This window comes from Rhodovulum imhoffii (assembly GCF_003046545.1).
GTDB classification, from domain to species: Bacteria; Pseudomonadota; Alphaproteobacteria; order Rhodobacterales; family Rhodobacteraceae; genus Rhodovulum; species Rhodovulum imhoffii.
Genome location: NZ_QAAA01000005.1, coordinates 1 through 22297, shown reverse-complemented (window position 1 = coordinate 22297; position 22297 = coordinate 1). Strand labels below are relative to the sequence as shown.

The 22297-nt window shown below is 62.8% G+C and carries 27 protein-coding genes and 1 pseudogene; 8 read left to right on the top strand and 20 right to left on the bottom strand.

What is annotated here, in order from left to right:
- Positions 1-54: 54 nt before the first annotated feature.
- Positions 55-591, top strand: coding sequence for a hypoxanthine phosphoribosyltransferase (hpt, locus tag C8N32_RS05485; RefSeq protein ID WP_107891481.1), 537 nt, complete (start codon positions 55-57; stop codon positions 589-591).
- A complete protein-coding gene (locus C8N32_RS14940; protein WP_170106741.1) occupies positions 588-764 on the top strand; it encodes a hypothetical protein in 177 nt (58 codons plus the stop codon). The genes hpt and C8N32_RS14940 overlap by 4 nt, the downstream gene beginning before the upstream one ends.
- On the opposite strand, the gene lipA is transcribed toward C8N32_RS14940, so the two are convergent.
- Positions 761-1711: a lipoyl synthase gene (lipA, locus tag C8N32_RS05480; RefSeq protein ID WP_107891480.1), complete on the bottom strand. Its 951-nt coding sequence runs from the start codon at positions 1709-1711 to the stop codon at positions 761-763. The genes C8N32_RS14940 and lipA overlap by 4 nt on opposite strands.
- Positions 1712-1878: 167 nt before the next feature.
- Between lipA and C8N32_RS05475 the strand changes: the two genes are divergently transcribed.
- Together C8N32_RS05475 and C8N32_RS05470 are read left to right on the top strand one after the other, a co-directional pair.
- Complete coding sequence (locus C8N32_RS05475; RefSeq protein ID WP_107891479.1) at positions 1879-2427, top strand: peroxiredoxin; 549 nt, start codon at positions 1879-1881, stop codon at positions 2425-2427.
- A gap of 76 nt (positions 2428-2503) precedes the next feature.
- Complete coding sequence (locus C8N32_RS05470) at positions 2504-3226, top strand: VIT1/CCC1 transporter family protein (RefSeq protein ID WP_107891478.1); 723 nt, start codon at positions 2504-2506, stop codon at positions 3224-3226.
- Here the strand turns inward: C8N32_RS05470 and C8N32_RS05465 are convergent.
- The gene (locus C8N32_RS05465; protein ID WP_107891477.1) at positions 3223-4323 is read right to left on the bottom strand and encodes a DUF6456 domain-containing protein; all 1101 of its coding nucleotides are present in this window, start codon (positions 4321-4323) and stop codon (positions 3223-3225) included. The genes C8N32_RS05470 and C8N32_RS05465 overlap by 4 nt on opposite strands.
- 203 nt (positions 4324-4526) lie before the next feature.
- On the opposite strand from C8N32_RS05465, the gene C8N32_RS05460 reads away from it, so the two are divergent.
- On the top strand, positions 4527-4859 hold the full coding sequence (locus tag C8N32_RS05460) for a DUF6477 family protein (RefSeq protein ID WP_107891476.1): 333 nt from the start codon (positions 4527-4529) through the stop codon (positions 4857-4859).
- On the opposite strand, the gene C8N32_RS05455 is transcribed toward C8N32_RS05460, so the two are convergent.
- Entirely contained in the window at positions 4817-6367 is a 1551-nt protein-coding gene (locus C8N32_RS05455; protein ID WP_107891475.1) for a trimethylamine methyltransferase family protein, read from the bottom strand. The genes C8N32_RS05460 and C8N32_RS05455 overlap by 43 nt on opposite strands.
- Positions 6368-6505: 138 nt before the next feature.
- Between C8N32_RS05455 and guaA the strand changes: the two genes are divergently transcribed.
- Positions 6506-8068, top strand: coding sequence for a glutamine-hydrolyzing GMP synthase (gene guaA, locus C8N32_RS05450; protein ID WP_107891474.1), 1563 nt, complete (start codon positions 6506-6508; stop codon positions 8066-8068).
- 190 nt (positions 8069-8258) lie between these two features.
- Here the strand turns inward: guaA and C8N32_RS14935 are convergent, their stop codons facing one another.
- From C8N32_RS14935 to C8N32_RS05430, 5 genes are all read right to left on the bottom strand, one after another.
- On the bottom strand, positions 8259-8402 hold the full coding sequence (locus tag C8N32_RS14935; RefSeq protein WP_170106740.1) for a hypothetical protein: 144 nt from the start codon (positions 8400-8402) through the stop codon (positions 8259-8261).
- A gap of 182 nt (positions 8403-8584) precedes the next feature.
- Positions 8585-8836: a hypothetical protein gene (locus C8N32_RS05445; protein WP_107891473.1), complete on the bottom strand. Its 252-nt coding sequence runs from the start codon at positions 8834-8836 to the stop codon at positions 8585-8587.
- 42 nt (positions 8837-8878) lie between these two features.
- On the bottom strand, positions 8879-10351 hold the full coding sequence (locus tag C8N32_RS05440) for a carboxypeptidase M32 (RefSeq protein WP_107891472.1): 1473 nt from the start codon (positions 10349-10351) through the stop codon (positions 8879-8881).
- Positions 10348-11454, bottom strand: coding sequence for a COX15/CtaA family protein (locus C8N32_RS05435; protein ID WP_107891471.1), 1107 nt, complete (start codon positions 11452-11454; stop codon positions 10348-10350). Before C8N32_RS05435 ends, C8N32_RS05440 begins: the two co-directional genes overlap by 4 nt.
- 55 nt (positions 11455-11509) lie before the next feature.
- A complete protein-coding gene (locus C8N32_RS05430) occupies positions 11510-12259 on the bottom strand; it encodes an RNA methyltransferase (protein WP_107891470.1) in 750 nt (249 codons plus the stop codon).
- Between the two features lie 107 nt (positions 12260-12366).
- On the opposite strand from C8N32_RS05430, the gene C8N32_RS05425 reads away from it, so the two are divergent.
- Complete coding sequence (locus tag C8N32_RS05425; protein ID WP_107891469.1) at positions 12367-12984, top strand: thiamine phosphate synthase; 618 nt, start codon at positions 12367-12369, stop codon at positions 12982-12984.
- Here the strand turns inward: C8N32_RS05425 and olsA are convergent.
- From olsA to C8N32_RS05410, 3 genes are all read right to left on the bottom strand, one after another.
- On the bottom strand, positions 12977-13789 hold the full coding sequence (gene olsA, locus C8N32_RS05420) for a lyso-ornithine lipid O-acyltransferase (RefSeq protein WP_107891468.1): 813 nt from the start codon (positions 13787-13789) through the stop codon (positions 12977-12979). The genes C8N32_RS05425 and olsA overlap by 8 nt on opposite strands.
- A complete protein-coding gene (gene olsB / locus C8N32_RS05415) occupies positions 13786-14565 on the bottom strand; it encodes an L-ornithine N(alpha)-acyltransferase (protein ID WP_107891467.1) in 780 nt (259 codons plus the stop codon). Before olsB ends, olsA begins: the two co-directional genes overlap by 4 nt.
- Positions 14566-14695: 130 nt before the next feature.
- Positions 14696-14869: a DUF3553 domain-containing protein gene (locus C8N32_RS05410; protein WP_107891633.1), complete on the bottom strand. Its 174-nt coding sequence runs from the start codon at positions 14867-14869 to the stop codon at positions 14696-14698.
- A gap of 39 nt (positions 14870-14908) precedes the next feature.
- Here C8N32_RS05410 and C8N32_RS05405 point away from each other — a divergent pair, with 39 nt between their 5' ends.
- On the top strand, positions 14909-15511 hold the full coding sequence (locus tag C8N32_RS05405) for a histidine phosphotransferase family protein (RefSeq protein WP_107891466.1): 603 nt from the start codon (positions 14909-14911) through the stop codon (positions 15509-15511).
- On the opposite strand, the gene C8N32_RS05400 is transcribed toward C8N32_RS05405, so the two are convergent.
- The 9 genes and pseudogenes from C8N32_RS05400 to C8N32_RS15280 form a co-directional block, all read right to left on the bottom strand.
- Positions 15508-16773 carry a glutamate-5-semialdehyde dehydrogenase gene (locus C8N32_RS05400; protein ID WP_107891465.1) on the bottom strand — a complete coding sequence of 422 codons (1266 nt, stop codon included), beginning with the start codon at positions 16771-16773 and terminating at the stop codon, positions 15508-15510. The genes C8N32_RS05405 and C8N32_RS05400 overlap by 4 nt on opposite strands.
- Complete coding sequence (gene proB / locus C8N32_RS05395; RefSeq protein ID WP_107891464.1) at positions 16770-17876, bottom strand: glutamate 5-kinase; 1107 nt, start codon at positions 17874-17876, stop codon at positions 16770-16772. The genes C8N32_RS05400 and proB overlap by 4 nt, the downstream gene beginning before the upstream one ends.
- Positions 17864-18901, bottom strand: coding sequence for a GTPase ObgE (obgE, locus tag C8N32_RS05390; RefSeq protein ID WP_107891463.1), 1038 nt, complete (start codon positions 18899-18901; stop codon positions 17864-17866). The genes proB and obgE overlap by 13 nt, the downstream gene beginning before the upstream one ends.
- Positions 18888-19436 carry a GNAT family N-acetyltransferase gene (locus C8N32_RS05385; RefSeq protein WP_107891462.1) on the bottom strand — a complete coding sequence of 183 codons (549 nt, stop codon included), beginning with the start codon at positions 19434-19436 and terminating at the stop codon, positions 18888-18890. The genes obgE and C8N32_RS05385 overlap by 14 nt, the downstream gene beginning before the upstream one ends.
- Positions 19437-19439: 3 nt before the next feature.
- Positions 19440-19979, bottom strand: coding sequence for a GNAT family N-acetyltransferase (locus C8N32_RS05380; RefSeq protein WP_107891461.1), 540 nt, complete (start codon positions 19977-19979; stop codon positions 19440-19442).
- Between the two features lie 227 nt (positions 19980-20206).
- Positions 20207-20476, bottom strand: coding sequence for a 50S ribosomal protein L27 (rpmA, locus tag C8N32_RS05375; protein ID WP_107891460.1), 270 nt, complete (start codon positions 20474-20476; stop codon positions 20207-20209).
- An 18-nt stretch (positions 20477-20494) separates the two neighbouring features.
- Positions 20495-21094 carry a 50S ribosomal protein L21 gene (locus C8N32_RS05370; protein WP_107891459.1) on the bottom strand — a complete coding sequence of 200 codons (600 nt, stop codon included), beginning with the start codon at positions 21092-21094 and terminating at the stop codon, positions 20495-20497.
- Between the two features lie 167 nt (positions 21095-21261).
- Entirely contained in the window at positions 21262-22086 is an 825-nt protein-coding gene (locus tag C8N32_RS05365; protein ID WP_107891458.1) for a DUF2059 domain-containing protein, read from the bottom strand.
- Between the two features lie 64 nt (positions 22087-22150).
- Positions 22151-22297, bottom strand: a pseudogene (locus C8N32_RS15280) (IS481 family transposase); the annotation flags it as partial.

Genomic DNA, 22297 nt, shown 5'->3' with positions numbered 1-22297 from the left:
CTTCACTTTGGGGCGCCATTTGACCCGTCACAGCGCCAAGATCAAGGGTAAGTCATGCCTCAAGACCCATATGTCATCGACGAGATGATCTCCGCCAAGACCATCGCCGCGCGCGTCGAGGCGCTGGCAGGTGAAATCAGCGCCTGTTTTTCCGATACCGATAAGCTTGTCGTGGTGGGGCTTTTGCGAGGCTCCTTCATCTTCATTGCCGATCTTGTGCGCGAACTGTCGCTGCCGGTCGAGGTCGACTTCCTGGAAGCGTCCTCCTACGGCAGCATGACGGAAAGCTCCCGCGAGGTCCGCATCCTGAAGGATCTGCGCGGAGAAATCGCGGGCCGCGACGTCCTGGTGGTGGAAGACATCGTCGATACCGGCTACACCCTGCATCATGTGCGCCACCTGCTGAGTGCGCGAAAGCCCCGCAGACTGAAGGTTTGCGCCTTGCTGGACAAACCCGCCCGGCGCGAGGTGGACATGTCTGCGGATTGGGTCGGATTCGACATCCCGGACGAGTTCGTGGTCGGCTACGGGATTGACTATGCCCAGAACAACCGCAACCTGCCTTATATCGGAAAGGTGAGGTTCACATGAATTACCGCTGGCTTCTGCGGGCAAAACGCTGGGCCCAGAACCCGCCCAGCGAAGGCCGGGTAAAATTCATCGCCGCGATCATCCTGCTGTGCGCGGCGCTTTTCGCCATCGACAGGCTGGTCGGCTGGCCCCAATGGCTAACCCCCAATCAGGTGCCCCGCGGCAGGTTCTAGGCCAGACCCAGCTTTTCAAGCCGCACGGCACGCAGACGGGCGAAATCCTCCCCCGCGTGATAGCTTGACCGCGTGAGCGGCGTGGCAGAAACCATGAGAAACCCCTTGCCGTAAGCAGCCTTTTCATAGGCCCTGAACGCTTCGGGAGTGATGAACTCCGCCACCGCGTGATGTTTCGGGGTGGGTTGAAGGTACTGCCCGATGGTCAGAAAATCCACGTCCGCCGCGCGCAAGTCGTCCATCACCTGATGCACGGCACTCCTGTCTTCTCCCAGCCCGACCATGATGCCGGACTTGGTAAACATCGCCGGGGAGATTTCCTTCACCCGTTGCAGCAGACGCAAACTGTGGAAATAACGCGCGCCAGGGCGCACCTCGGGGTAAAGGCCAGGCACCGTTTCAAGGTTGTGGTTGAACACATCGGGCTTTTCCGCAACCACGGTTTCCAGCGCAGAGGGGGCGCATTTCAGAAAATCGGGGGTGAGAATTTCGATCGTCGTCTCCGGCGCGCGGCGACGCACCGCGCGGATCGTCTGGGCGAAATGCTCTGCCCCCCCGTCTTCGAGATCGTCCCGATCCACCGACGTGATGACCACATGCTTCAGCCCCAGTTTCGCCACCGCATCGGCCACCCGTCCCGGCTCGAACATATCGAGAGCTTCGGGGCGGCCCGTCGCGACATTGCAGAAGGTACAGCCACGGGTACATATCTCCCCCATGATCATCATCGTCGCATGACCGTGGGACCAGCATTCCCCCACGTTCGGGCAGCCGGCCTCCTCACACACGGTCGAAAGCCCGTGCTGACGCATGATCCGGTGCGTGTCCCGATACCCCGCCCCGCCCGGTGCGCGGACCCGAATCCACGCCGGTTTCTTCGGCTGGGCATTATCCGGACGGTGGGCTTTTTCCGGGTGGCGCTGGGTGGGGTTCTTCAGATCGCGCATGGGGTACCTCTGTTTGTGCGCACTACTTAATCCGATGCGCCCAAAATGTAACGCCCAAATTCCATCTTTCCCGAGGAGAGGCGGTTGAGGAGCGGTTGGAATTGTCCTAATGCTGCAATCGCAAAATACTGGCCGCGAGCCAACATGTTCAATACCGGAGCACCCAAATGACCCCAGGTTTTCGCCTGCCCGACGTGACCTTCCATACCCGCATTCGTGATGACAGCGTCGACGGCCCGAACCCCTTCCGCTGGGAAGACAAGACCACTGCCGACTATTTTGCCGGCAAGCGCGTGGTGCTGTTTGCCCTGCCTGGCGCCTTTACCCCGACTTGCTCGACCTATCAGTTGCCGGGGTACGAGAACGGATTCGACGATTTCAAGGCCCTTGGGATCGACGACATCTACTGCCTCAGCGTCAATGACAGCTTCGTCATGAACAAATGGGCCGAATGGCAGGGCATCAAGAACATCAAGGTCATCCCCGATGGCGCGGGCGAATTCACCCGCCGTGTCGGTATGTTGGTGCGCAAGGACAATCTCGGCTTCGGGTTGCGGTCCTGGCGCTACGCCGCAGTCGTCAGGGATGGTGTGATCGAGGCCTGGTTCGAAGAGCCGGGCCTGTGCGACAACCACGGCGAAGACCCTTATGGTGTCTCCTCGCCTGAAACCGTTCTGAAATGGCTTCAGGACGACGCGCGCGAGAACGCCGCGTGATTTTCGGGCGCCGGAGTATTCCGGCGCCTTTTTCTTTTCGCGGCGCGGGTGATACGCTGTGGCAAAGGACACGGAAATGGCCGCCTCCCCCCACCCCAGGAAGGGCCTGCGGCACGTTCAGCAATTTCTCAAGCAAATCGTGTACGGTGGCAATGACGGTATCGTCACCACCTTTGCCGTGGTTGCCGGCTTTGCCGGCGCTCAGGCCGAAGGTGCCGCCCAGATCGGGGTTCTGGCCGTTTTGCTGTTCGGGCTGGCAAATCTGTTGGCGGACGGGGCCTCGATGGGGCTTGGCGAATACCTGTCCAGCCGCGCCCGGCAGGATCTCTATACGACGCGCCTGTCCTGCGTGCGGGAAGACATCCGCCGCGATCCGCCCGCCGCGCGCGGTCGTCTGGCCAGAGTTCTTCGGCAGCGCGGCCTGTCGCGCAGCGATGCGGAGGCCACCGCCGCGATCGTGACCCGCTCCCCTACCGTGCTGGCGGAAATGTTGATGACATATGAAGACGGCCTGACCCATCCGGGCTCGGATCGCCCGGTCGTAAACGGTTTGTTCACGTTTTTTTCCTTTCTTGTTTTTGGTTCGATCCCGCTGATCCCATATTTCCTCCACCCCCCGACCGAAACCACGTTCCGGTTGTCGGTCGGGGCAACGGGGGTTGCGCTGGGCGCACTGGGAGTTTTGCGCTGGCACGCAACCGGCGAAGGGCTGGGCCGCACCGTAGTGGAAACAGTTCTGGTAGGCGCTCTGTGTGCCTTCATTGCCTACGGTGTTGGCATGGTCATCGGCGCCATCTAACCGATCAGGCAGGCCGCCTCGCCCTGACGTTCATAATGGCGCTTGAGACGCTGAAGCGCGATGCGCAACACGATCTTGCCGGACCGCGCCGACCAGCCCATGTGGCGCTCGGTTTCTTCCATGCCTTCCAGAAAACAACAGCAGCGCAGCACCACATCGCCAAGACCCGGCCCAAGGTCACGCAGTGCTGCGGCAACCCTTTCCCGCGCCGCAGCTGGGCCGCGCTGGGGGCTGCCACTATTGAAACCGCCCCGATCCGCCCCGGTCAGGAACCTGTCCCAGTTCTGGGTAACGCGCGGCCCCATCTGGGCAATCTCGAAATCCTCACGCAGACGCTCTCCGGCGACGACGAGATCGGTGGACAGGAACGGCCGTCCCTCGCGGTCCTTGCGACGGGCCAGCAATGACAGTGGCGATTCCGCCATGTTACAGCGGATACGCCGGGGGGCGTCTGCGCCAGGGGCGTGGATCTTTCGGGTGCCGGTCTCTCGCTGTTGGGCGGCAAAGGGGCTTGGCGCGTCGTGGCCGGCGACCGGGGCGGCCTCATCCGCCGCGCACATCCGCCTGAACGCCGCGCGCCCGGCGGGCGTGATCGTGTAGGTCATCACCCGGCCGCGAGCCAAACACCTGATCCAGTCCTTGAGGGCGAAAGCCTCGGCGACGGGGCGGTCCAGTACCGCAACGCGCACCGGCTTGCCCTCGGCGATGGTACGCATCACGACTGCCTTTTCCATGTCACGGCCAATCACCAGCAGCGCGCCGGGTTCGGTCAGGCGGGAAAGAACACGGCGGGCCTCACGCTGGATCTGAGTGTCGTCGGACAGGTCGGGGCTGTGGCGCAGGGGGGCGATCATGTCGGTTTCTCCTGTTTTGTTCTGATGAAAACGATGAAATGCGCCCAGACGGAACAGTGCCGCATCGATCAGGGGATCATCGCGACGCTGCTCCCAGCGCCGCACCTGCCGCAGGATGGTCGAGGCGTGGCAGCCCGCACGCCGGGCCAAGGCCTGAAGCGAACACCCGCCCTCCACATGATCGAGGTAGTGACACACGGGACGGGGGACCCAACGCGGGGTCAGACCGGGACAGTTCTCCATGGTGACCTCTTTTCTCGGACGGCGAACCGGTGCCTGATCCACGTTAAACCCGGTTACTGTTCCGTTAATGAAACGCACAATTCTAAGCATTGTTTTTAAATGATAAACTTCTCTTAAACCTCCGTGCTCTGGAGAGGCCGAACGCGCAACACCCCCCAAACCCGTGGCATCATTTGCCGGTCACGAAAAAGCCGGAGACCACGATGGACGACCTGCTGAAATCCCTGCGCGAGATGCGCCGCCCCCGCCTTCTGATCCGTGCCGCCCGCTGCGGGCTGTCCGATTACCGGCGCGAACGCGACCTGCCGCGCATTCCCGGCCTGGCCGGAGGCACCCCCGCGCGGCAGTTGGCGGAGTTGATGGCGCGCGAAACGCAGATAAATGACGCCCGCAGTACGGGCGGCGCCACTTATAACGCGGCGCATCATGTGGAGGTGATGATTGCCCTGATGGCCGAGGCGCGGGAGTTGCTTGCCCGCCCCTGTCAGCCGGTTCAGGCAGAGACGTCCAGTTCGGCCTTGCGTCGTGTGGCGTAATCGTTCAGCGACTCATGGATCGCCGCATCCAGCGGGGGCGGCTGGTACTGTGCCAGCATCTTCGCCGCGCGGTCGCGGGCCAGCACCATCGTATCGCGGGCGCCTTCCTCGTCCCATGTCTCGAATGCCTTGTAATCGAGCAGATCACTGCGCCAATAGGCCTCTCGGAAATGGGCCTGGGTATGCGCGCAGCCAAGGAAGTGGCCGCCGGGGCCGACCTCACGCAGGGCATCCATGGCCTGGGCAGCCTCGTCCAGGGCCACGCCCGCCGCCATCTTGTGCAGCGCCCCAAGCTGGTCGGCATCCATCACGAACTTCTCGATACTGGCAACCAGCCCGCCTTCCAGCCAGCCGCAGGCATGCAGCATGAAATTGACCCCGCCCATGAGCGCCGCATTCAGGGTATTCGCGGTTTCATAGGCAGCCTGCGCATCGGGCAGTTTCGATCCGCACAACCCCCCGCCGGAGCGAAACGGCACCCTGAGACGCCGCGCCAACTGGCCCGCGCCATAAAGGATCTGGCTGGCCTCTGGCGTACCGAAGGTTGGCGCGCCGGAATTCATGTCGATCGAAGAGACGAAGGCTCCGAAGATCACTGGTGCTCCGGGACGCACAAGCTGGGAATAGGCGATTCCGGCAAGGGCCTCGGCCAGAACCTGCGTCAGCGTTCCCGTGACGGAGACCGGCGCCATCGCGCCGCCCACGATGAAGGGCGACACGATACAGGCTTGATTCGCCCGTGCATAAACCTCCAGCGCACCCATCATCGTGGAATCGAAGGTCAGCGGAGAGTTGATATTGATCAGCGACGTCATCACCGCGTTCCCGGCGACGAAATCGCGACCGAACAGGATTTCGCACATGGCCACCGAATCGCGGGCCCGCGAAGGCTCCGTGACCGCGCCCATGAACGGTTTGTCCGAAAGGGTCATATGCGCCATCAGCATATCGAGGTGCCGCTTGTTCACCGGAATATCGGTGGGCTCGCACACGGTTCCTCCGGAATGGTGTAACCATTTCGACATGTAGCCAAGGCGTACGAACTTGCGGAAATCCTCCATCGTGGCATAGCGCCGACCGCCGGCGCTATCGCGCACGAAGGGCGGGCCATAGACCGGCGCCAGGACAAGGCTGCGCCCGCCGATCCCGACGCTGCGCTCCGGGTTTCGGGCATGCTGAATAAAGCTGGCGGGCGCGGTGGCACACAGCTTTCGCGCAAGGCCGCGGGGAAGACGCACGCGTTCACCCCGCACATCGGCCCCGGCCTCGCGCCAGCGGGTCAGCGCCGCAGGGTTTTCCGAAAACACGACGCCGATTTCCTCCAGCACGGTTTCGGCGTTGTGCTCGATCAGTTCCAGCGCCTCGGAAGAAAAAAGATCGAAATCCGGTATGTTGCGGGTGATGAAGCGGGCAGTTTCCACCCCCGTTGCGCTGCGGGCCGCCCTGCGGGCTGCGCCGCCTCCGCTGCGTGCGCGGCGGGCGCTTCGGCTCGGTTCCGTTTCGGCCATATTGGTCCTCCCGCTTTCCTGTTTCGGGTTTTAAAGCCGAACCGCCCGCACCACAGCCCGGTTTGCGCCCTTTCCCGTCCAATCCGCGACATTGCGCGGGCTCTTGCGTATGGGCACGGACGCCCCTATCAGAACGCCATGACCAGCACATCCCACGATACCCTTCTGATCGTCGATTTCGGCAGCCAGGTGACCCAGCTTATCGCCCGTCGCCTGCGCGAGTTGAACGTCTATTGTGAAATCCACCCGTTCCAGAACGTCACCGACGCGGTGCTGGACACGATGGCGCCCCGCGCCATCATCCTGTCGGGCGGGCCGGCCAGTGTGCCTGACGAAGGCAGCCCGCGCCCGCCACACAAGGTATTCGGGATGGGCGTGCCGGTGCTGGGCATTTGCTATGGTCAACAGGTGATGATGCAGGTGCTGGGCGGCAAGGTGACCCGCGGCGACGGCACGGCGGAGTTCGGGCGCGCCTATGTCGCCCCCACCGACGCGCGGCTGGACCTTCTGGAGGGCTGGTTCGACGGTGGACGGGAGCAGGTCTGGATGAGCCATGGCGACCATGTCAGCGACATCGCGCCGGGGTTCGAGGTGTACGCCACCTCCCCCAACGCGCCTTACGCCATCACCGCCGATGCGGCACGTCAGTTCTATGCGGTTCAGTTCCACCCCGAGGTCCACCACACCCCGGGCGGCCGGAAGCTTCTGGAAAACTTCGTCCGCATCGCGGGGTTTGCCGGAGACTGGACCATGGGGGCCTACCGGCAGGAGGCCATCAGGCAGATCCGGGACCAGGTTGGCGACAGGAAAGTCATCTGCGGACTGTCGGGCGGAGTTGATTCCTCGGTTGCGGCGGTGCTGATCCATGAGGCCATCGGCGATCAGTTGACCTGCGTCTTCGTGGATCACGGCCTGCTGCGTCTCAAAGAGGCCGAAGAGGTCGTGGGCATGTTCCGCGATCACTACAACATCCCTTTGATCCACGCCGATGAGTCGGCTCTGTTCCTAGGGGCGCTGGAAGGCGTCGCCGACCCCGAGGTCAAGCGAAAGACCATCGGCAAGCTGTTCATCGACGTATTCCAGAAATACGCAAACCGGATCGAGGGGGCGGAGTTCCTCGCCCAAGGGACGCTTTACCCCGATGTCATCGAATCCGTTTCATTTTCCGGCGGCCCTTCGGTCACCATCAAGTCGCACCACAATGTCGGCGGGCTGCCTGAAAAAATGGGGCTGAAACTGGTTGAACCCCTGCGGGAGCTTTTCAAGGACGAAGTGCGCGCACTGGGGCGGGAACTGGGACTTCCCGACCATTTCATCGCCCGTCACCCCTTCCCCGGCCCGGGCCTTGCCATCCGCTGCCCGGGAGAAATCACCCGCGAAAAGCTTGAGATCCTGCGCAAGGCGGATGCGGTCTACATCGACCAGATCCGCAAACATGGGCTGTATGACGAAATCTGGCAGGCCTTCGTGGCCATCTTGCCCGTGCGCACGGTCGGCGTCATGGGGGACGGGCGGACATACGATTACGCCTGCGCCCTGCGCGCGGTCACCAGCGTGGACGGCATGACCGCCGATTACTACCCGTTCAGCCACGATTTTCTTGGTGAGACCGCGACCCGCATCATCAATGAGGTCAAGGGCATCAACCGTGTCACCTATGACGTGACATCGAAGCCGCCCGGAACCATCGAGTGGGAATGATTTCCCCGCGCGGGATATGGAAAAACCGGCCAGCCCCTTTTTGGATGCGCCAGGCTTCCCAACTCTTGGGGGTTGTATCCGTCTGCAGGGTCTGGCCCGACTTTCCCGGGAATTGGGGGTCATGGTGAATCGACGGTAAAATCTTCCGTGGTTACGACACCACAAGGGCCGGCGAACCGGCCCTTTTTTCTTATTCCGCGGGAAGGGCCCGCACCCTGGCCCGCCGGGCCTCGCGCGTTTTCCTGAGTTTCTCCTCGGTCTGACGAAGGTTGATATAGGCCAGCGCCAGAACAGTACCGATCGTGCCGAGCATCAAGGGGCCGATGATATCCATTTGAGTTCCCTTTCCTGTTGTGTGTTTTGTACCCGGGTTACGGGCCGGGTGCGGCATCGGATCACATTGATGCGTATAAATCGTACTGTTTTCAATTGCATACACTCGTGCACAAAAGGCAATCCCTTGCGTGCAAAAGAAAAACGGGCACTCTCACGCCCGGATAAAAGAAAAGTGAGCTCTCAGCGGATCAGCCAGATCACAAGCAACAAAAACCCCAAAACCCCCGCAACACCTGCATGGGCAAACAGGACGCTGGCCAGAAACAGGGCCAGAAACACCCCGCCAATCACGCTGAACTGTGTCGCCAAGGACTGACGCGCAAGGCGCCTTTCCACCTCATCGGCACAAAGACGGCGCCATAGCGAAGCCACGATCACCGCCGCCATACGGCGGGACCAGCGTGCGGCGGCCTGCAACATCCCCTGGATCATGACAGCGATGTAGCAAAACCCCGGCCCCTTGCATAGACGGCGTTACACCCCATAAAGCGCGCTGTACTTGGCCTCAAGGTAATCCAGCAACGGCTTTTCGGTCGGGGGAAAACCGCAGGCGTGTTCAATCACATCGGCAGGAAGATAAAGCCCCCCGTGCCGCTGAACGGTGTCGCGCAGCCAGGAGGTAACCGCAGTGACCTCCCCTTGAGCGAGGTCCGCGTCCAGAGACGGCAGCGCGGCGCGCATCGCGAGGTGCAGACATCCCGCATAGACATTGCCAAGCGTATAGGTCGGAAAATACCCGAACAGCCCCACTGGCCAATGCACATCCTGCAACACACCGTTTGAGGGGCGGTCCACCGCCACCCCGAAATCAGTGACGAACCGAACGTTCCAGGCCTCTTCAAGGTCTTCGGGTTCCAGCTTGCCAAGGATCAGATCCCGCTCCAGATCGAAGCGCATCATGATATGCAGGTTGTAATGCACTTCATCGGCCTCGGTACGGATAAAGCCCGCATGCACACGGTTAACCGCAGCGTAAAAGGCCTCTGCCCCGCCGGTAACCCCGAACAGGTCCGCCATCCGGCCATATAGCCAGCCGGTAAAAGCGCGCGACCGGCCAAGCTGGTTTTCGTAGATCCGGCTCTGGCTTTCATGCACACCCATCGAAGCCCCCTCCCCGAGCGGCGTCAACGCATAGGCCGGATCGATTGCCTGCTCATAGGCGCCGTGCCCGACCTCATGCAGAACCGAATACAGGCAGCCCAGGGGCTCTTTCTCATCCACGCGGGTGGTGATGCGCACATCCGCCCCGGACCCGGAGGTAAAAGGGTGCACGGACCTGTCCAGCCGGCCGTGCCGCCAGTCATATCCGAAGCGCGTGGCGATCTCACGCGACAGGTCTATCTGGATCGCACCGTCGAAATGCCCGCTCAACCCCGGCTGGCCGCGCTCTGTGCCCATGATGCGTTCGCGCAACTGCACAAGGCGCGGGCGCATCCGGTCAAACATCCCGGCGATGCTGTCGGCCGTCGCACCAGGCTCGTAATCGTCCAGCAAGGCATCATAGGCCTCACGCCCTTCCGCAAGGGCGGCGGCTTCCTCTCGCTTGAGGCGCACCACCTCCCGAAATACGGGCAGGAAATGGCCGACATCGTCGGCTGCGCGCGCTTCGGCCCAAATCCCCTGCGATCGGCTGGTAACATGCGCGATCTCGGCCGAAAGCGTCCTTGGCAGGCGCGTCGCACGGGCATAACTGCGTCGGATATGGCGCAGTTGCGCCCGGCCCACGGCATCAAGTGCCGCCTCGTCGATCGCGTTCAGCCATTCACCGATGCGCGGCTCCGTGCGCCGGGCGTGCAGGACAGTCTCCAGCGCGCCCATTTCCTCGGCCCGCTGTTGTGCGGCACCACGGGGCATCATGGTTTCCTGGTCCCAGCCAAGGCGGCCCATCACCTGTGAAAGGGCTTGTGTCTCACGCTCATGGGCGAGCAGGTCGTCATAGGCGGTCATGCGCTGCCCCGAATGGATTGCGCAACCGGATACTGCGCCAGAAAGCGGGCCCGCAAGATCAGCCCCCAAGCCAGGACCGCACCGATCTGGTGTGTCAGCGCCATGTGCCACTGGGCCGCGTAAAGCACCGTGCCCACGCCCAGCACCACCTGCCCGAACAGAATCACCATCATCCAGTCGAACGCACGCCGCGTATGCCGGTTGGCAGAGCGCCGTGCCTTCAGCCACGCACCCAGACCCAAAATTGCCACGCAATACCCCAGTATACGATGGAAAAACTGTACACTGCCCGCATTTTCAAAAAGGTTTGTCCAAACGGGCGTCAGGGTGAACATTTCCGGCGGCAGGATCCCTCCGGCCATCAACGGCCAATCGGCAAAGCCACGCCCCGCATCCAGTGCCCCCAACACCCCGCCCAACAGGACCTGTACAAAGGCCAGGTGCATGATCCCGGTCGCCAGGCCGAACGCGCCCGTGTCACGGGCGCGACGGGCCTGCAACAGTTCAACCTCCGAGCGGCGCAGCCTGAACCCCAACCACAACAGCACCCCGACAAGCCCATAGCCCATCCCCACCTGCACGGCGGCGGCATAGGGGTCGGCGAGCCCGCCCGCATGGCGCAAAATGCCCGCACCCACAAGCAGCCCGGACAACAGACCGATGCCAAGCACCCGCAGGGTCCAGCCCTTGGGCAACTTGCGAAACATGAGAAACCCAAGGAATCCCAGCCCCCAAAGCACAAGGATCAGCCTGTCCAACTGGCGCTGGCCCCAGTTCCACCAGTAAAGCGCGGAATAGCGGCCCGGATCCGCCCCGGTCTGGGCGTAGGCCTCCTGCGCGTCCTGCATCCGCGCGCTGTCCAGCGGCAGCCCCCCGTAAAACGGATGCCAGCCGGGGATATCAAGGGCCGTACCGCTGACGCGCGTCACACCGGAGGTCACGACGAATACCATCGCCACCACCGCCAGCAACACCAGCCAGATACGTACCGCCCCCCGCGCCCCCCGGCGCGCGGCCCGGTCGATCGCACCGGGCTGAACCAGCGGCTTTTCCACGGGGGCCTCGGTTCCGACTTCTTCAAAAATGCTGCGGGTTTTGCTCATGGCTCACCTTTCCATGTTCGCAGGCAGGTTAGGCGCGCGCCCGAATACCCGCAAGCTAGTCCTGACGGTCCCGGTGCCGCACCAGTTGTCGCAAGAGGCCGTGAAAAACCTGCACGTCCGAGCGGGTCAGAGGCAACCGGCTCCACAAGTTTCGCAAGGCCAGCTTCATGCCCGGCGCCTTGGATTCGGGAAAGAAGAACCCGGCCTCGTCAAGGCGGGTTTCATAATGCTCGGCCAGTTTTTCGACTTCCAGCGCGGTGGCGGCATCGGCCCCGGCCATCTCCATCCGCTCAGGCACCGCGCCGGCAGTCTGCCGCCGCCACTCATAGGCCGTCAGCAACACGCACTGGGCCAGGTTGAGGGAGGCGAATTCCGGATTCACAGGCACCGAGATGATGGCATTGGCCCGCGCGATGTCATCGTTTTCAAGACCCGCACGTTCCGGCCCGAACAGAACGGCGACACGTTGACCCCGGGCACAAAAGGCGCGGGCCTGTTCCATCGCGCGCTCGGGCGTGACGATGGGCTTGGTCAGCCCTCGCCCCCGCGCCGTGGTCGCAAACACGTAGGTACAATCGGACAGCGCCCCGGCGGCGGTCTCGAACACGCCGGCATCGTCCAGCAACCGCCCCGCTCCGCTGGCCAGCGCGACGGCACGCGGATTGGGCCAACCGTCGCGCGGGGAAACCAGGCGCATCCGGTCTAGCCCGAAATTCAGCATCGCACGCGCGGCGGCGCCGATGTTTTCGCCCATTTGCGGACGAACAAGCACGAATGTCGGCTGGAGCGGTTCTTCCATGGGCATCCCCTGATCGCTTGGGCGCCTGATACGCGGGCGCGCGCCGCGGTTCAAGCCGTAGCCAAGTACGAAAAACCCCGCTATAGCAGCGCAACGAAGGACAGGAGCCCAAAATGGCCGAAATCGAGCGCCCGCAGATCTACCTCATCACCCCGCCCGAGTTCACGCTGGAAACCTTCCCGGACCGGCTTGCCGCCGTCCTGGATACGCATGAGGTCGCCTGCCTGCGGCTTTCTCTTGCCACGCAGGACGAAGACCGCGTCGCCCGCGCCGCCGACACCCTGCGCGAGATTGCCCATGCCCGCGATATTGCCATTACCATCGAGACCCATGTCGGGCTGGTGGAGCGTTTGGGTCTGGACGGCGTGCATCTGACCGATGGCGCCCGCAACCTGCGCAAAACGCGCAAGACGTTGGGGGCGGAGGCCATCGTGGGCGCATTTTGCGGCACATCCCGCCATGATGGGATGAACGCCGGCGAAGCCGGGGCCGATTACATCAGCTTCGGCCCGGTCGGGCAAAGCGCCCTGGGCGATGGTTCCCACGCGGCACGGGACCTCTTCGCGTGGTGGTCCGAAATGATTGAATTGCCCGTGGTGGCCGAGGGCGCGCTTGATGAGGACGCCATCAGAACCCTTTCTCCTGTAACGGATTTTTTTGCCGTCGGCGAAGAAATCTGGCGTGAGGAGAATCCCGCCGCCGCCTTGGGCAGGTTGATCGCCGTTATGTGAAAGAGGCGCGCACCGCATCTTCGCACGCCTTGGCCAGTGCCTTGCGGTCAGGGTAGTCGGAAACCTTCAGCGGTGCGTGATAGATCACCTTAACCGTCCCCTGCGGATGGGCTGCCAGTACCTTCAGAAGGTGCCGGCCAAAGCCCATATCCCCCCACCACCCATAGAACCGGGCATCCTGCCCGCAGGGTGCTGCATAGACAATTCCAACCGGCTGAACATGCATGATATCGCGCAGGTCTTCTGTGAAGAATGCAGCAAAAAGTGTTGTTTTGAAAGGTAAAACCCTCAATCCATCGGTTGAGGTGCCCTCGGGAAAGAACAACAGCTTGTGGCCGGCCTTCAGGCGGGCTCCAAAAAGCTCCGTCTGGGCCCTGGCTTCCTTTGGGTTCCGCTTGATAAACACGGTTCCTGTCGCCCGCGCCAGCCAGCCGATTCCAGGCCAGTTGGCGACTTCCGCCTTGGAAACAAAATAGATTCGCTTGCGCGCGTTCAGCGTAAAAATATCCAGCCATGAGGCATGGTTTGCCACCACCGCGCCACGCTGACGCATCTGCGTCCCCTCAACGCGATACGCGATACCGAGAATGATAAACGCCATGCGGCAGACGAACTGGGTAATGAACGGCGTTATCGGGCGCTTCCAGCCAAAGATCGGCCGTTCAACCAGTCGAACAAGTAGCAGCACCCCAAGGCACCCGAAGGTTACGCTCCCCAACGCCGCGCCGCGCCAGAGAACCCGCAACCACCCCCGCGCGCCGATCTGCGGATCCGGCGGCGGCGCCTCCCCGACCCAGACGGTCATCCGGCATGCCCCCTGGTGTAATAGGCACGGTACTTGGCATTCATCCGCGCGGTGTCCATCAGCAGGCAGATATCGATGGTATTAAAGTCATGGTCGACAAAAGCCCCCTCCCCCACGAAGCCGCCCAACCGAAGGTACCCCTTGATCAGCGACGGCATCGCCAGCATCGCCGCGCGGCGATCGATCCGGTCCGGCGGCAGCAAATCCATTGTCTGGAAATGATCGGGCTGTGTGCGCACCCGCAGCCAAGGTGGTGCAAGGTGATTGTGATGCAGGTAAGACAACGGCTGTGCCAACGCACCTATGTCGGTACCGTGAAAACTCGCCACACCGAACAGAACTTCTATTCCGTGCTCCAGCACGTAATCCGCCAGCCCGTTCCAAAGATACACCAGCGCCGTACCACCCCGGTATTCCGGGTGAACGCAGGACCGGCCAAGCTCCAGCAGCCTGCGCCCGCTCTTTTTCAGCGGCGTCAGGTCATATTCGTCCTCTGAGTAGTAGCGCCCCATTTTCAGGGCCTGATCGCAGCGCAGCAGGCGATACACACCGACCACATGGTCAAGCGCAGCCCTGTCCCGGCGTGTATCCACCAGAATCAAATGATCATAGAACGGGTCGAACCGGTCTTTCTCAAGCCGTTGGTCGTGATCGACCAATGCACCGCTGCCCCCCAGTTCGGCAACGAAGACATTATACCTCAGCCGTTGGGCGGCGCGCAGGTCTTCGGGAGTTTCAGCCAGTCGCAACTGGAAATGGGGGTCTCGCGGCAGCATGGGCGGATGTCGTCCGTTCTTGGCGTGGGGGCGTTCTAGGCACACGGAGGCTGTATTGCAACATCGCCGCAGTGACTTGCGCGTTAATGTCCCTTTAACGTTCCTGCTTCAGGTTACGCCCAAAACCCGATCAAGAGGCAGAAACAGGCATGAGTTCCACCCGCGCCCCGTCAATCACCACTTTCCCCGCATGCTGGAAATTCACCGTGACGCGGTGTTGCGCAACCGACTGCACCTGCCCCACCCCCCAATCCGGGCGGGCGGGGTGGCGTACCAGCGTTCCGGGTTCGAGGATCGTGTTCATCGGCAACATCTGGGGGGCTCCGCATTCGGGGGCACACGCATGACAGACCTGACGTCCCTTGTCGGCTCGCGCATTTGCCATGACATTATCAGCCCTCTCGGCGCAATAGGCAACGGGGTGGAGTTGCTCTCCATGGGGGGGGCGGGAACATGCGTGCCTCTCGACGGACCTGAACTGGAAATGATCTCGCAGAGCGTGGAAAACGCCAATACCCGTATCCGGCTATTCCGGCTTGCCTTTGGCGCCGCCCCCGCGGGGCAGGAGGTTCCCGGCCGGGAAGTACAGGAGGTTCTGAGGGGGGCGTTCAACGGCCCGCGTTTGTCAACCCGTGCCGACTTGCCCGCCACCCTGCCCCGGGCCGAAGCACGCCTGATTCTGCTATCCGCCATGTGCCTGCAAAGCGCCCTGCCGGTAGGCGGTACTTTGCGCATCACGCCACAGCGCGGCGGCTGGCAGGTCGAGGCCACCGGGCCCCGCCTTGAACTCCAGGATCGCCTGTGGGCTTGCCTGCGCGGTCAAGGGGCGGTGGAAGACCTCCGCGCGGCAGAGGTTCAGTTCGCCCTGCTGCCCCGGGCCGCAGAGGAGGCAGGCCGGACCCTTCGCCTGGAAACCGGCCTGGATCGTGCCGTGCTACGGTTTTAGGCCCGTGTTATTCCCGCCCCCTCCACAAGGTACTTGAAGCTGGTCAGTTGCTCGGCCCCCACAGGGCCGCGCGCATGCATCTTTCCCGTCGCAATGCCAATCTCCGCCCCCATGCCGAACTCCCCCCCGTCCGCGAACTGGGTCGAAACGTTGCGCATCAGGATCGCACTGTCGAGTCGGCTGAAAAACGTCGCGGCGGCGGGATCGTCCTCGGTCATGATGGCGTCCGTGTGACAAGATCCATAGGTACGGATATGGGCGATCGCGGCGTCAAGATCGGGGACGACCCGCGCAGCGATATCCATGTCGAGATATTCGCGCCCCCAATCCTGCGGGGTGGCGGGACTCGTTCCGGGAATATGCGCCAGGTCCTTATCTGCATGAACGCGCACCCCGGCCTCTACCAGCATCGCGATGACCTCCGCCCCAAGCGTCTGCGCGATATCGGCATGAATCAGAAGACACTCCGCAGCCCCACAAATACCCGTGCGCCGGGTCTTGGCATTCAGGACCACGTCCAGCGTTTTGCGCGGATCTGCCGCCTTGTCGATATAGATGTGGACGATCCCTTCCAGATGGGCGAAGACCGGCACACGCGCCTCACGCTGGACCAGTCCGACCAGCCCCTTTCCGCCGCGCGGCACGATCACGTCGATCGCATCGGTCATCGACAGCATCTGGCTGACCGCAGCCCGGTCCCGCGTGGGGACAAGTTGAATCGCGTCCGCGGGCAAGCCTGCGGCACGCAACCCCTCAAGAAGGCACCCGTGCAGCGCCCGAGAGGAATGAAAGCTTTCCGAGCCCCCGCGCAGGATCACGGCGTTCCCCGCCTTCAGGCACAACGCCCCCGCATCGGCGGTGACATTGGGCCGGGATTCGTAGATCACACCGACCACCCCCAGCGGGGTACGCACACGGCGAATATGCAGACCCGTGGGCTGGTCCCATTCCGCCAACACCCGCCCGACGGGATCGGGCTGGGCGGCGATGGCGCGCAACCCGTCCGCGATGCCTTGCAGACGGCCTTCGTCCAGCTTCAGGCGATCCATCATCGCCGGGGTCAGGGCCTTTTCCCGACCATAGGCCAGGTCCTGCTCATTCGCGGCGAGAACTTCTGCCCGGCGCGCCCGGACGGCCTCTGCTGCGGCCAGCAGGGCCCTCTCCTTGGCGTCGCCCGAGACACAAGCCAGGATCGAGGCTGCAGCACGGGCCCGCGCGCCCATATCGGCCATTACAACGGAAATATCTGCGTGGTCTTTCATGTCGCCATGTCATCCCTGTGTACCAGTGCCGCCCGTCCGGGATAGCCCAGAACCGTCTCGATTTCATCAGACCGGCACCCGCGAATCAACTGCGCTTCAGCCGCCGTGTATCGCACCAGCCCCATCGCCAGCATCCGCCCGGACGGATCGGAGATTGTCACCGGATCGCCACGCCCGAAATCCCCGGCCACATCCGTAACACCGGCGGGCAGCAACGATTTACCCCGTGCCAGTGCCGCCGCCGCCCCCGCATCCACACCGATCCTGCCGCGAGGCTTCATCGCCGCGATCCAGCGTTTGCGCGCTGCCTGCGGGTCCCCTTTGGGGCAAAACCATGTACAGGCGGCACCACCTTCCAACGCCGTCAGCGGGCGCAGCACGCCACCCTGCGTGATCGCCAGCGCGCATCCCGCACCGGTCGCTGTTTTGGCAGCCATCAGTTTGGTCTTCATGCCACCTTTCGACAATCCCGACCCCGCGTCGCCGGCCATCGCCTCGATCTCAGGGGTGATCTCCTCTATCAGGTCGAACCGACGCGCTGCGGGGTCCTCGGCGGGGTTGGCGGTGTAAAACCCATCCACATCCGACAGCAGCACAAGATGATCCGCCCCCACCGTTACCGCAACCTGCGCAGCCAACCGGTCATTGTCACCAAAGCGGATTTCATCCGTGGCAATGGTATCGTTTTCATTGACGATGGGAACAACACCCAGCCCCAGCAACGTTTCCAGCGTAGCACGGCTGTTAAGATACCGTCGCCGGTCGGCACTGTCCTCCAGCGTCACCAGCACCTGCGCGGCCATGATCCCGTGGGGGGCGAGGTCCTCCTCATAAGCACGGGCGAGCCGGATCTGGCCGACCGCTGCGGCCGCCTGCGACTGCTCCAGTGGCAGTGCGCCCTTGGGCAACTTCAACGCCGCCCGCCCCAGCGCGATGGACCCCGAGGACACGATCACCACGTCGCACCCGCGTGCCTTGTACATGGCGATATCCTGCGCCAGTGCGCGCAGCCAGTCCTCTCGCAGGGTTCCGGTGGTACAATCGACCAGAAGAGCCGAGCCGATCTTGACCACAAGCCTTTTGGCGGAGGTCAGGGATGCCATGGGGTGTCCTCCTGCCCGGTCGCCTTCTGGCGCAGCCGGTCCTCATTGATCCCGGAGCGGATGGCACGCAGAACTTCGCTCACCCCTTCGCGCGACACCCCCGACATCAGCAGAACCGGCCCCCCCACCGCAACCGCCAGTTCGGCCTGTTTTTCAGCACGCGCGTCTTCATTCAGCGCGTCAATCTTGTTCAGAACCGTGACACGGGGCTTGTCGGCAAGGCCGCTGCCATAGGCGGCCAGTTCCTCCACGATGGTCTGCCAGTCCTCCACCGGCGTCTGCGACGTCGCATCCACAAGGTGCAGCAGCACCGCACACCGTTCCACATGGCCAAGGAACTGATCCCCCAGCCCGCGCCCCTCATGTGCGCCCGCGATCAGGCCGGGAATGTCCGCGATCACGAATTCCACCCCATCGACTCCGACAACCCCAAGGTTGGGATGCAGCGTGGTAAAGGGGTAATCCGCCACCTTCGGCCGCGCATTCGACGTGGCCGCAAGAAAGGTGGACTTGCCCGCATTCGGCAACCCAAGCAGTCCGGCGTCGGCAATCAGCTTCAGGCGCAGCCAGAGTGTGCGTTCCCCCCCCGCAAGACCCGGATTCGCCCGGCGTGGCGCCTGATTGGTGGCGGTCTTGAAGTGGAGGTTCCCAAAACCGCCATTACCACCCTTGGCCAGCAGTACGCGCTGGCCCAGCTCTGCCATGTCCGCAACGACCGTTTCCTGATCCTCCTCCAGTATCTCGGTGCCGACAGGGACGCGCAAAACGATATCCTCGCCGGACGCGCCAGTTTTCTGGCTGCCCTGCCCCGGACGCCCGTTCCTGGCAAAGAAATGCTGTTGGTAGCGAAAATCGATGAGCGTATTCAGCCCATCCACGGCCTCGGCCCAGACATCGCCGCCACGACCGCCATCCCCCCCGTCGGGGCCCCCATACTCAATGAACTTTTCCCGGCGAAAGCTGACGCAGCCAGCCCCCCCCGCGCCGGAGCGGATATAAACCTTCGCCAGGTCAAGAAACTTCATGGATTGCCTCGAACTCTCTGCGAAACAGGCGATAGTGTATATTCGGCGCCGGCTCAACCCGCGCCAGCGAACGCCCTGCCCCCTGCCCGACCCGGCGAAACCCCAGCCGACGCAATACCCGGCCCGAGGCCGGGTTGTCGGCAAAGTGATCGGCGGTCACGACATCAAGCCCGCCAAAACGAACAAAACAGGCGGAAAGGAACGCCCGCAAGGCCTCCGTCGCGTATCCCTTGCCCCACTGGCCGGGGGCAAGAAAATAGACGCAGGCATGAGGCGCACCGGCAAGGCCCACAGTGCCGATCAGCGGCCCGCCCTTCAACACGACGCCCAACCGATGTGCCGGGGTTCCCCGAAACCGTGCCCGGGCGATCCACTGACGGACCTCCGGTTCCGGCCACGGGCTACGCAAGGTGCCAAGCATCGGCGCCACCCGCGCATCCCCGCCAATCCGCGACAAAACAGGCGCATCGGACGCACCCAGCGGGCGGAGTGTCAGGCGCGGCGTCTCGATGGGACAGAACTCCGCCGCGCCCATGGTTCAGGCCAGTTTCTTGAGATAGGTCCAGGTGGAGACCTGCGCATTACGTGCAACCGAGAAAGCCTCCGCATCACCGATATAGTCGAATCCGGCATTGGTCAGCACCCGGGCCGAACCGGGATTGTCCTGAAAGACAGACGCGAACACCGTCCGGTTATTCTGCGGATTGGCCGCCAGCAGGGCTTTCACCGCCTCCGAGGCGATCCCCGTGTTCCACATCACCGGAGCGACCCAGTAGCCGATTTCGGACTGGGCATCGGTCATGCGCTTGAGGCTGATAACCCCTAAAAGTTCCGAAAGGCCGCCAGAACTGCCATCCATGACCCAGACATCTTCAGTCCGGTCAGGCGTCTGAACTCGTGTTATGAACGCTTCCGTCGCACCGGGCGGCAGGGGATGCGGAATGGAAGAGGTAAAACGCGATACCCGCAAATCCCCCGCATACATGTTCAAAAGGCCGGCATCCGATTTGCGCACCGGGCGCAAGACGAAACGATCGGCTTCAATCGCGGGCTGCGTGACAATGGTATCCAGTTTCATGCCTTCCCTCCTCAGAAAAGCGCCCGTGCGGACAATGCGCCCGGACCGGTATGACAAATGGCCATCGCAAAAACGACCTGCAAGTTTTCCCGGCAAATCTGCGTCAGGTTTTGCAGATCACCGAAACGGACACCCCCAGACACGTCCGCTTTTTGAAAACCTTCGAAACGAAACGGGGGACCGGCTTTGCCGATCCCCCGTGATTTCTTACCTTTTCGGGTTTCGGCTTATTCAGCGGCCTCCATCGCCGGGAGAACCGAAATGAACGTGCGGCCCTTGAGGCCCTTGTGGAAGGTTACGGCGCCTTCGGCAGTCGCAAAGATGGTATGATCCCTGCCCATACCCACGCCTTCGCCCGGCCAGAACTTGGTGCCACGCTGACGCACGATGATGTTCCCCGGAACAGCGGCCTGTCCGCCGTAAAGCTTCACGCCCAGGCGGCGACCGGCAGAGTCGCGCCCGTTCCGTGAGGAACCGCCTGCTTTCTTGTGTGCCATCTCGCTCTCTCCTTTGCCTTAGCCTTTGGCCAGTTCTTTGGCCTGTTCGATCCAGCCTTCACGCTCGATCCGGCCCTTGAAGGACAGCTTCTGATCCATCGCGGCCACTTGCTCGGGCGTCCAGGCTGCGATCTGGGCGAAGGTTGTCACCCCCGCCTCGTGCAGCTTTTTCTCCAACGCCGGACCCACGCCCGACAGTTTCTTGAGATCGTCCCCGCCCTTGGCGGGCTTGGGCGCCACAGCCTTCGCGGCAGGCTTTCCCGCATCGACGGAACCGGCCCCGACCGCGGTTTTCACACCGGTCTTGTCGGCCCCTTTTTCCAGGATCTCCGTGACCTTCAGAAGGGTCAGTTGCTGACGGTGGCCCTTCGTCCGCTGGGAGCTGTGCTTGCGGCGACGCTTGACGAAATGAATGACCTTTTCGCCTTTGATCTGGTCGATCACCTCGGCCTGGACGGCCGCGCCGGCGACAATCGGCGTGCCGACAGTGCTGCCAACCATCAGGATTTCATTGAACTGGACTTTTTCACCAGCGTCAGCCGCAATCTTCTCCACACGCAGGATATCCCCGCTCTGGACCTTGTATTGCTTGCCGCCGGTCTTGAGGACCGCAAACATTGCCGTTTCCTTTTTCTGCCGCGTCCTGTGGCCCCGCCTGTGGCGGCGTTGTTGCCGATGCGCCTTCGGACAGCGTGCCCTTGCCGGGCAAAATGAATGATTCGCCGGAACAGGCCATGCCCGCCGGAGCCGACCTTATCCGGGATCATTTCCGCCAAGTCAAGGGCTCAGGTATCATCACCCGCCAGATCGCGTGCCACCGCCAGGCCAAGCTTGTAAGAGATTGCCACGAACATCTCCTCATACCCCGAGAAAAGCGCCGCGTTCAGCGCCCGCCCCGCCGGCGTTCCGGAAAACTCCAGGTAACGGCGCAGGTCTTCCTCGGACAAGGAGGCATAGGCCATCGCAAGATATGAAAGCACCCATTCCCGCGTTTCGGCCCGGATTTCCGGTTCCTGAACCCAGGTTTCACGCAGCATCCACCCCTCGGTCAGCGCCTCGCCGAAGGCGCCGCCATCGGACATACCCCGCAGGAAGGCATAGTTCGAGTTGAGCGCCCCAGCCACGTTGGCCTCGACAAGATCGTTGGCTTCGGAAAACTCTTCCAGCAGCGCGAGGCGCGGCGCGCCGTCGGCCTGCATCTGCTCCAGCAACCGGATACTGGCCTCTTCCACCGTCTCGTCGAGCCGGGCCTGCCGGGCAGAGACTTCCAGATCCACGATACGTGCCCCGATCGTGGATCGGAAAAACGCCACCGAGGCGTCCATTTGCTCCAGGGTCATTCCCCGTTCCAGCCCCCCTTTCAGGGTGTCCAGCATCGCCTCCGCGTCATGGGCGCGCGATACCGCCTGCGACCAACCCGGTGCTGCGCGCCCCTCGAACAAATCTTGCCGGATATCTTCCCCCTGGCGAAGCCCCTCTTCCCGCATGACACCGATCAGCTTTGGCAGGTGCAGCACGGACACCAGCGCCTCAAGCGTATCGGTGGCGCGGGCCGGTACGGCAATCAGCAACGACAGGGCAAAACCAAGAACAACCGATCTTAAAACCATAACCCATGGTTACCATCTTCGCGCAAGAAGCCAAATGAGAACCCTGTGAAGCCCCACAAGCCTCGCTGAGAACGGAGGATCGTGGCTCCTTGGGCCCAGCCTTCAAATCCTCGACCGTCTCGCGCTTGCGCCACTTCGCGACGGTCTTCGGATTGATCCCGAGTTCCCGGCTCAGCGCCGCGGTCGAAGCTTGCGATCGCTGTATTGCCGC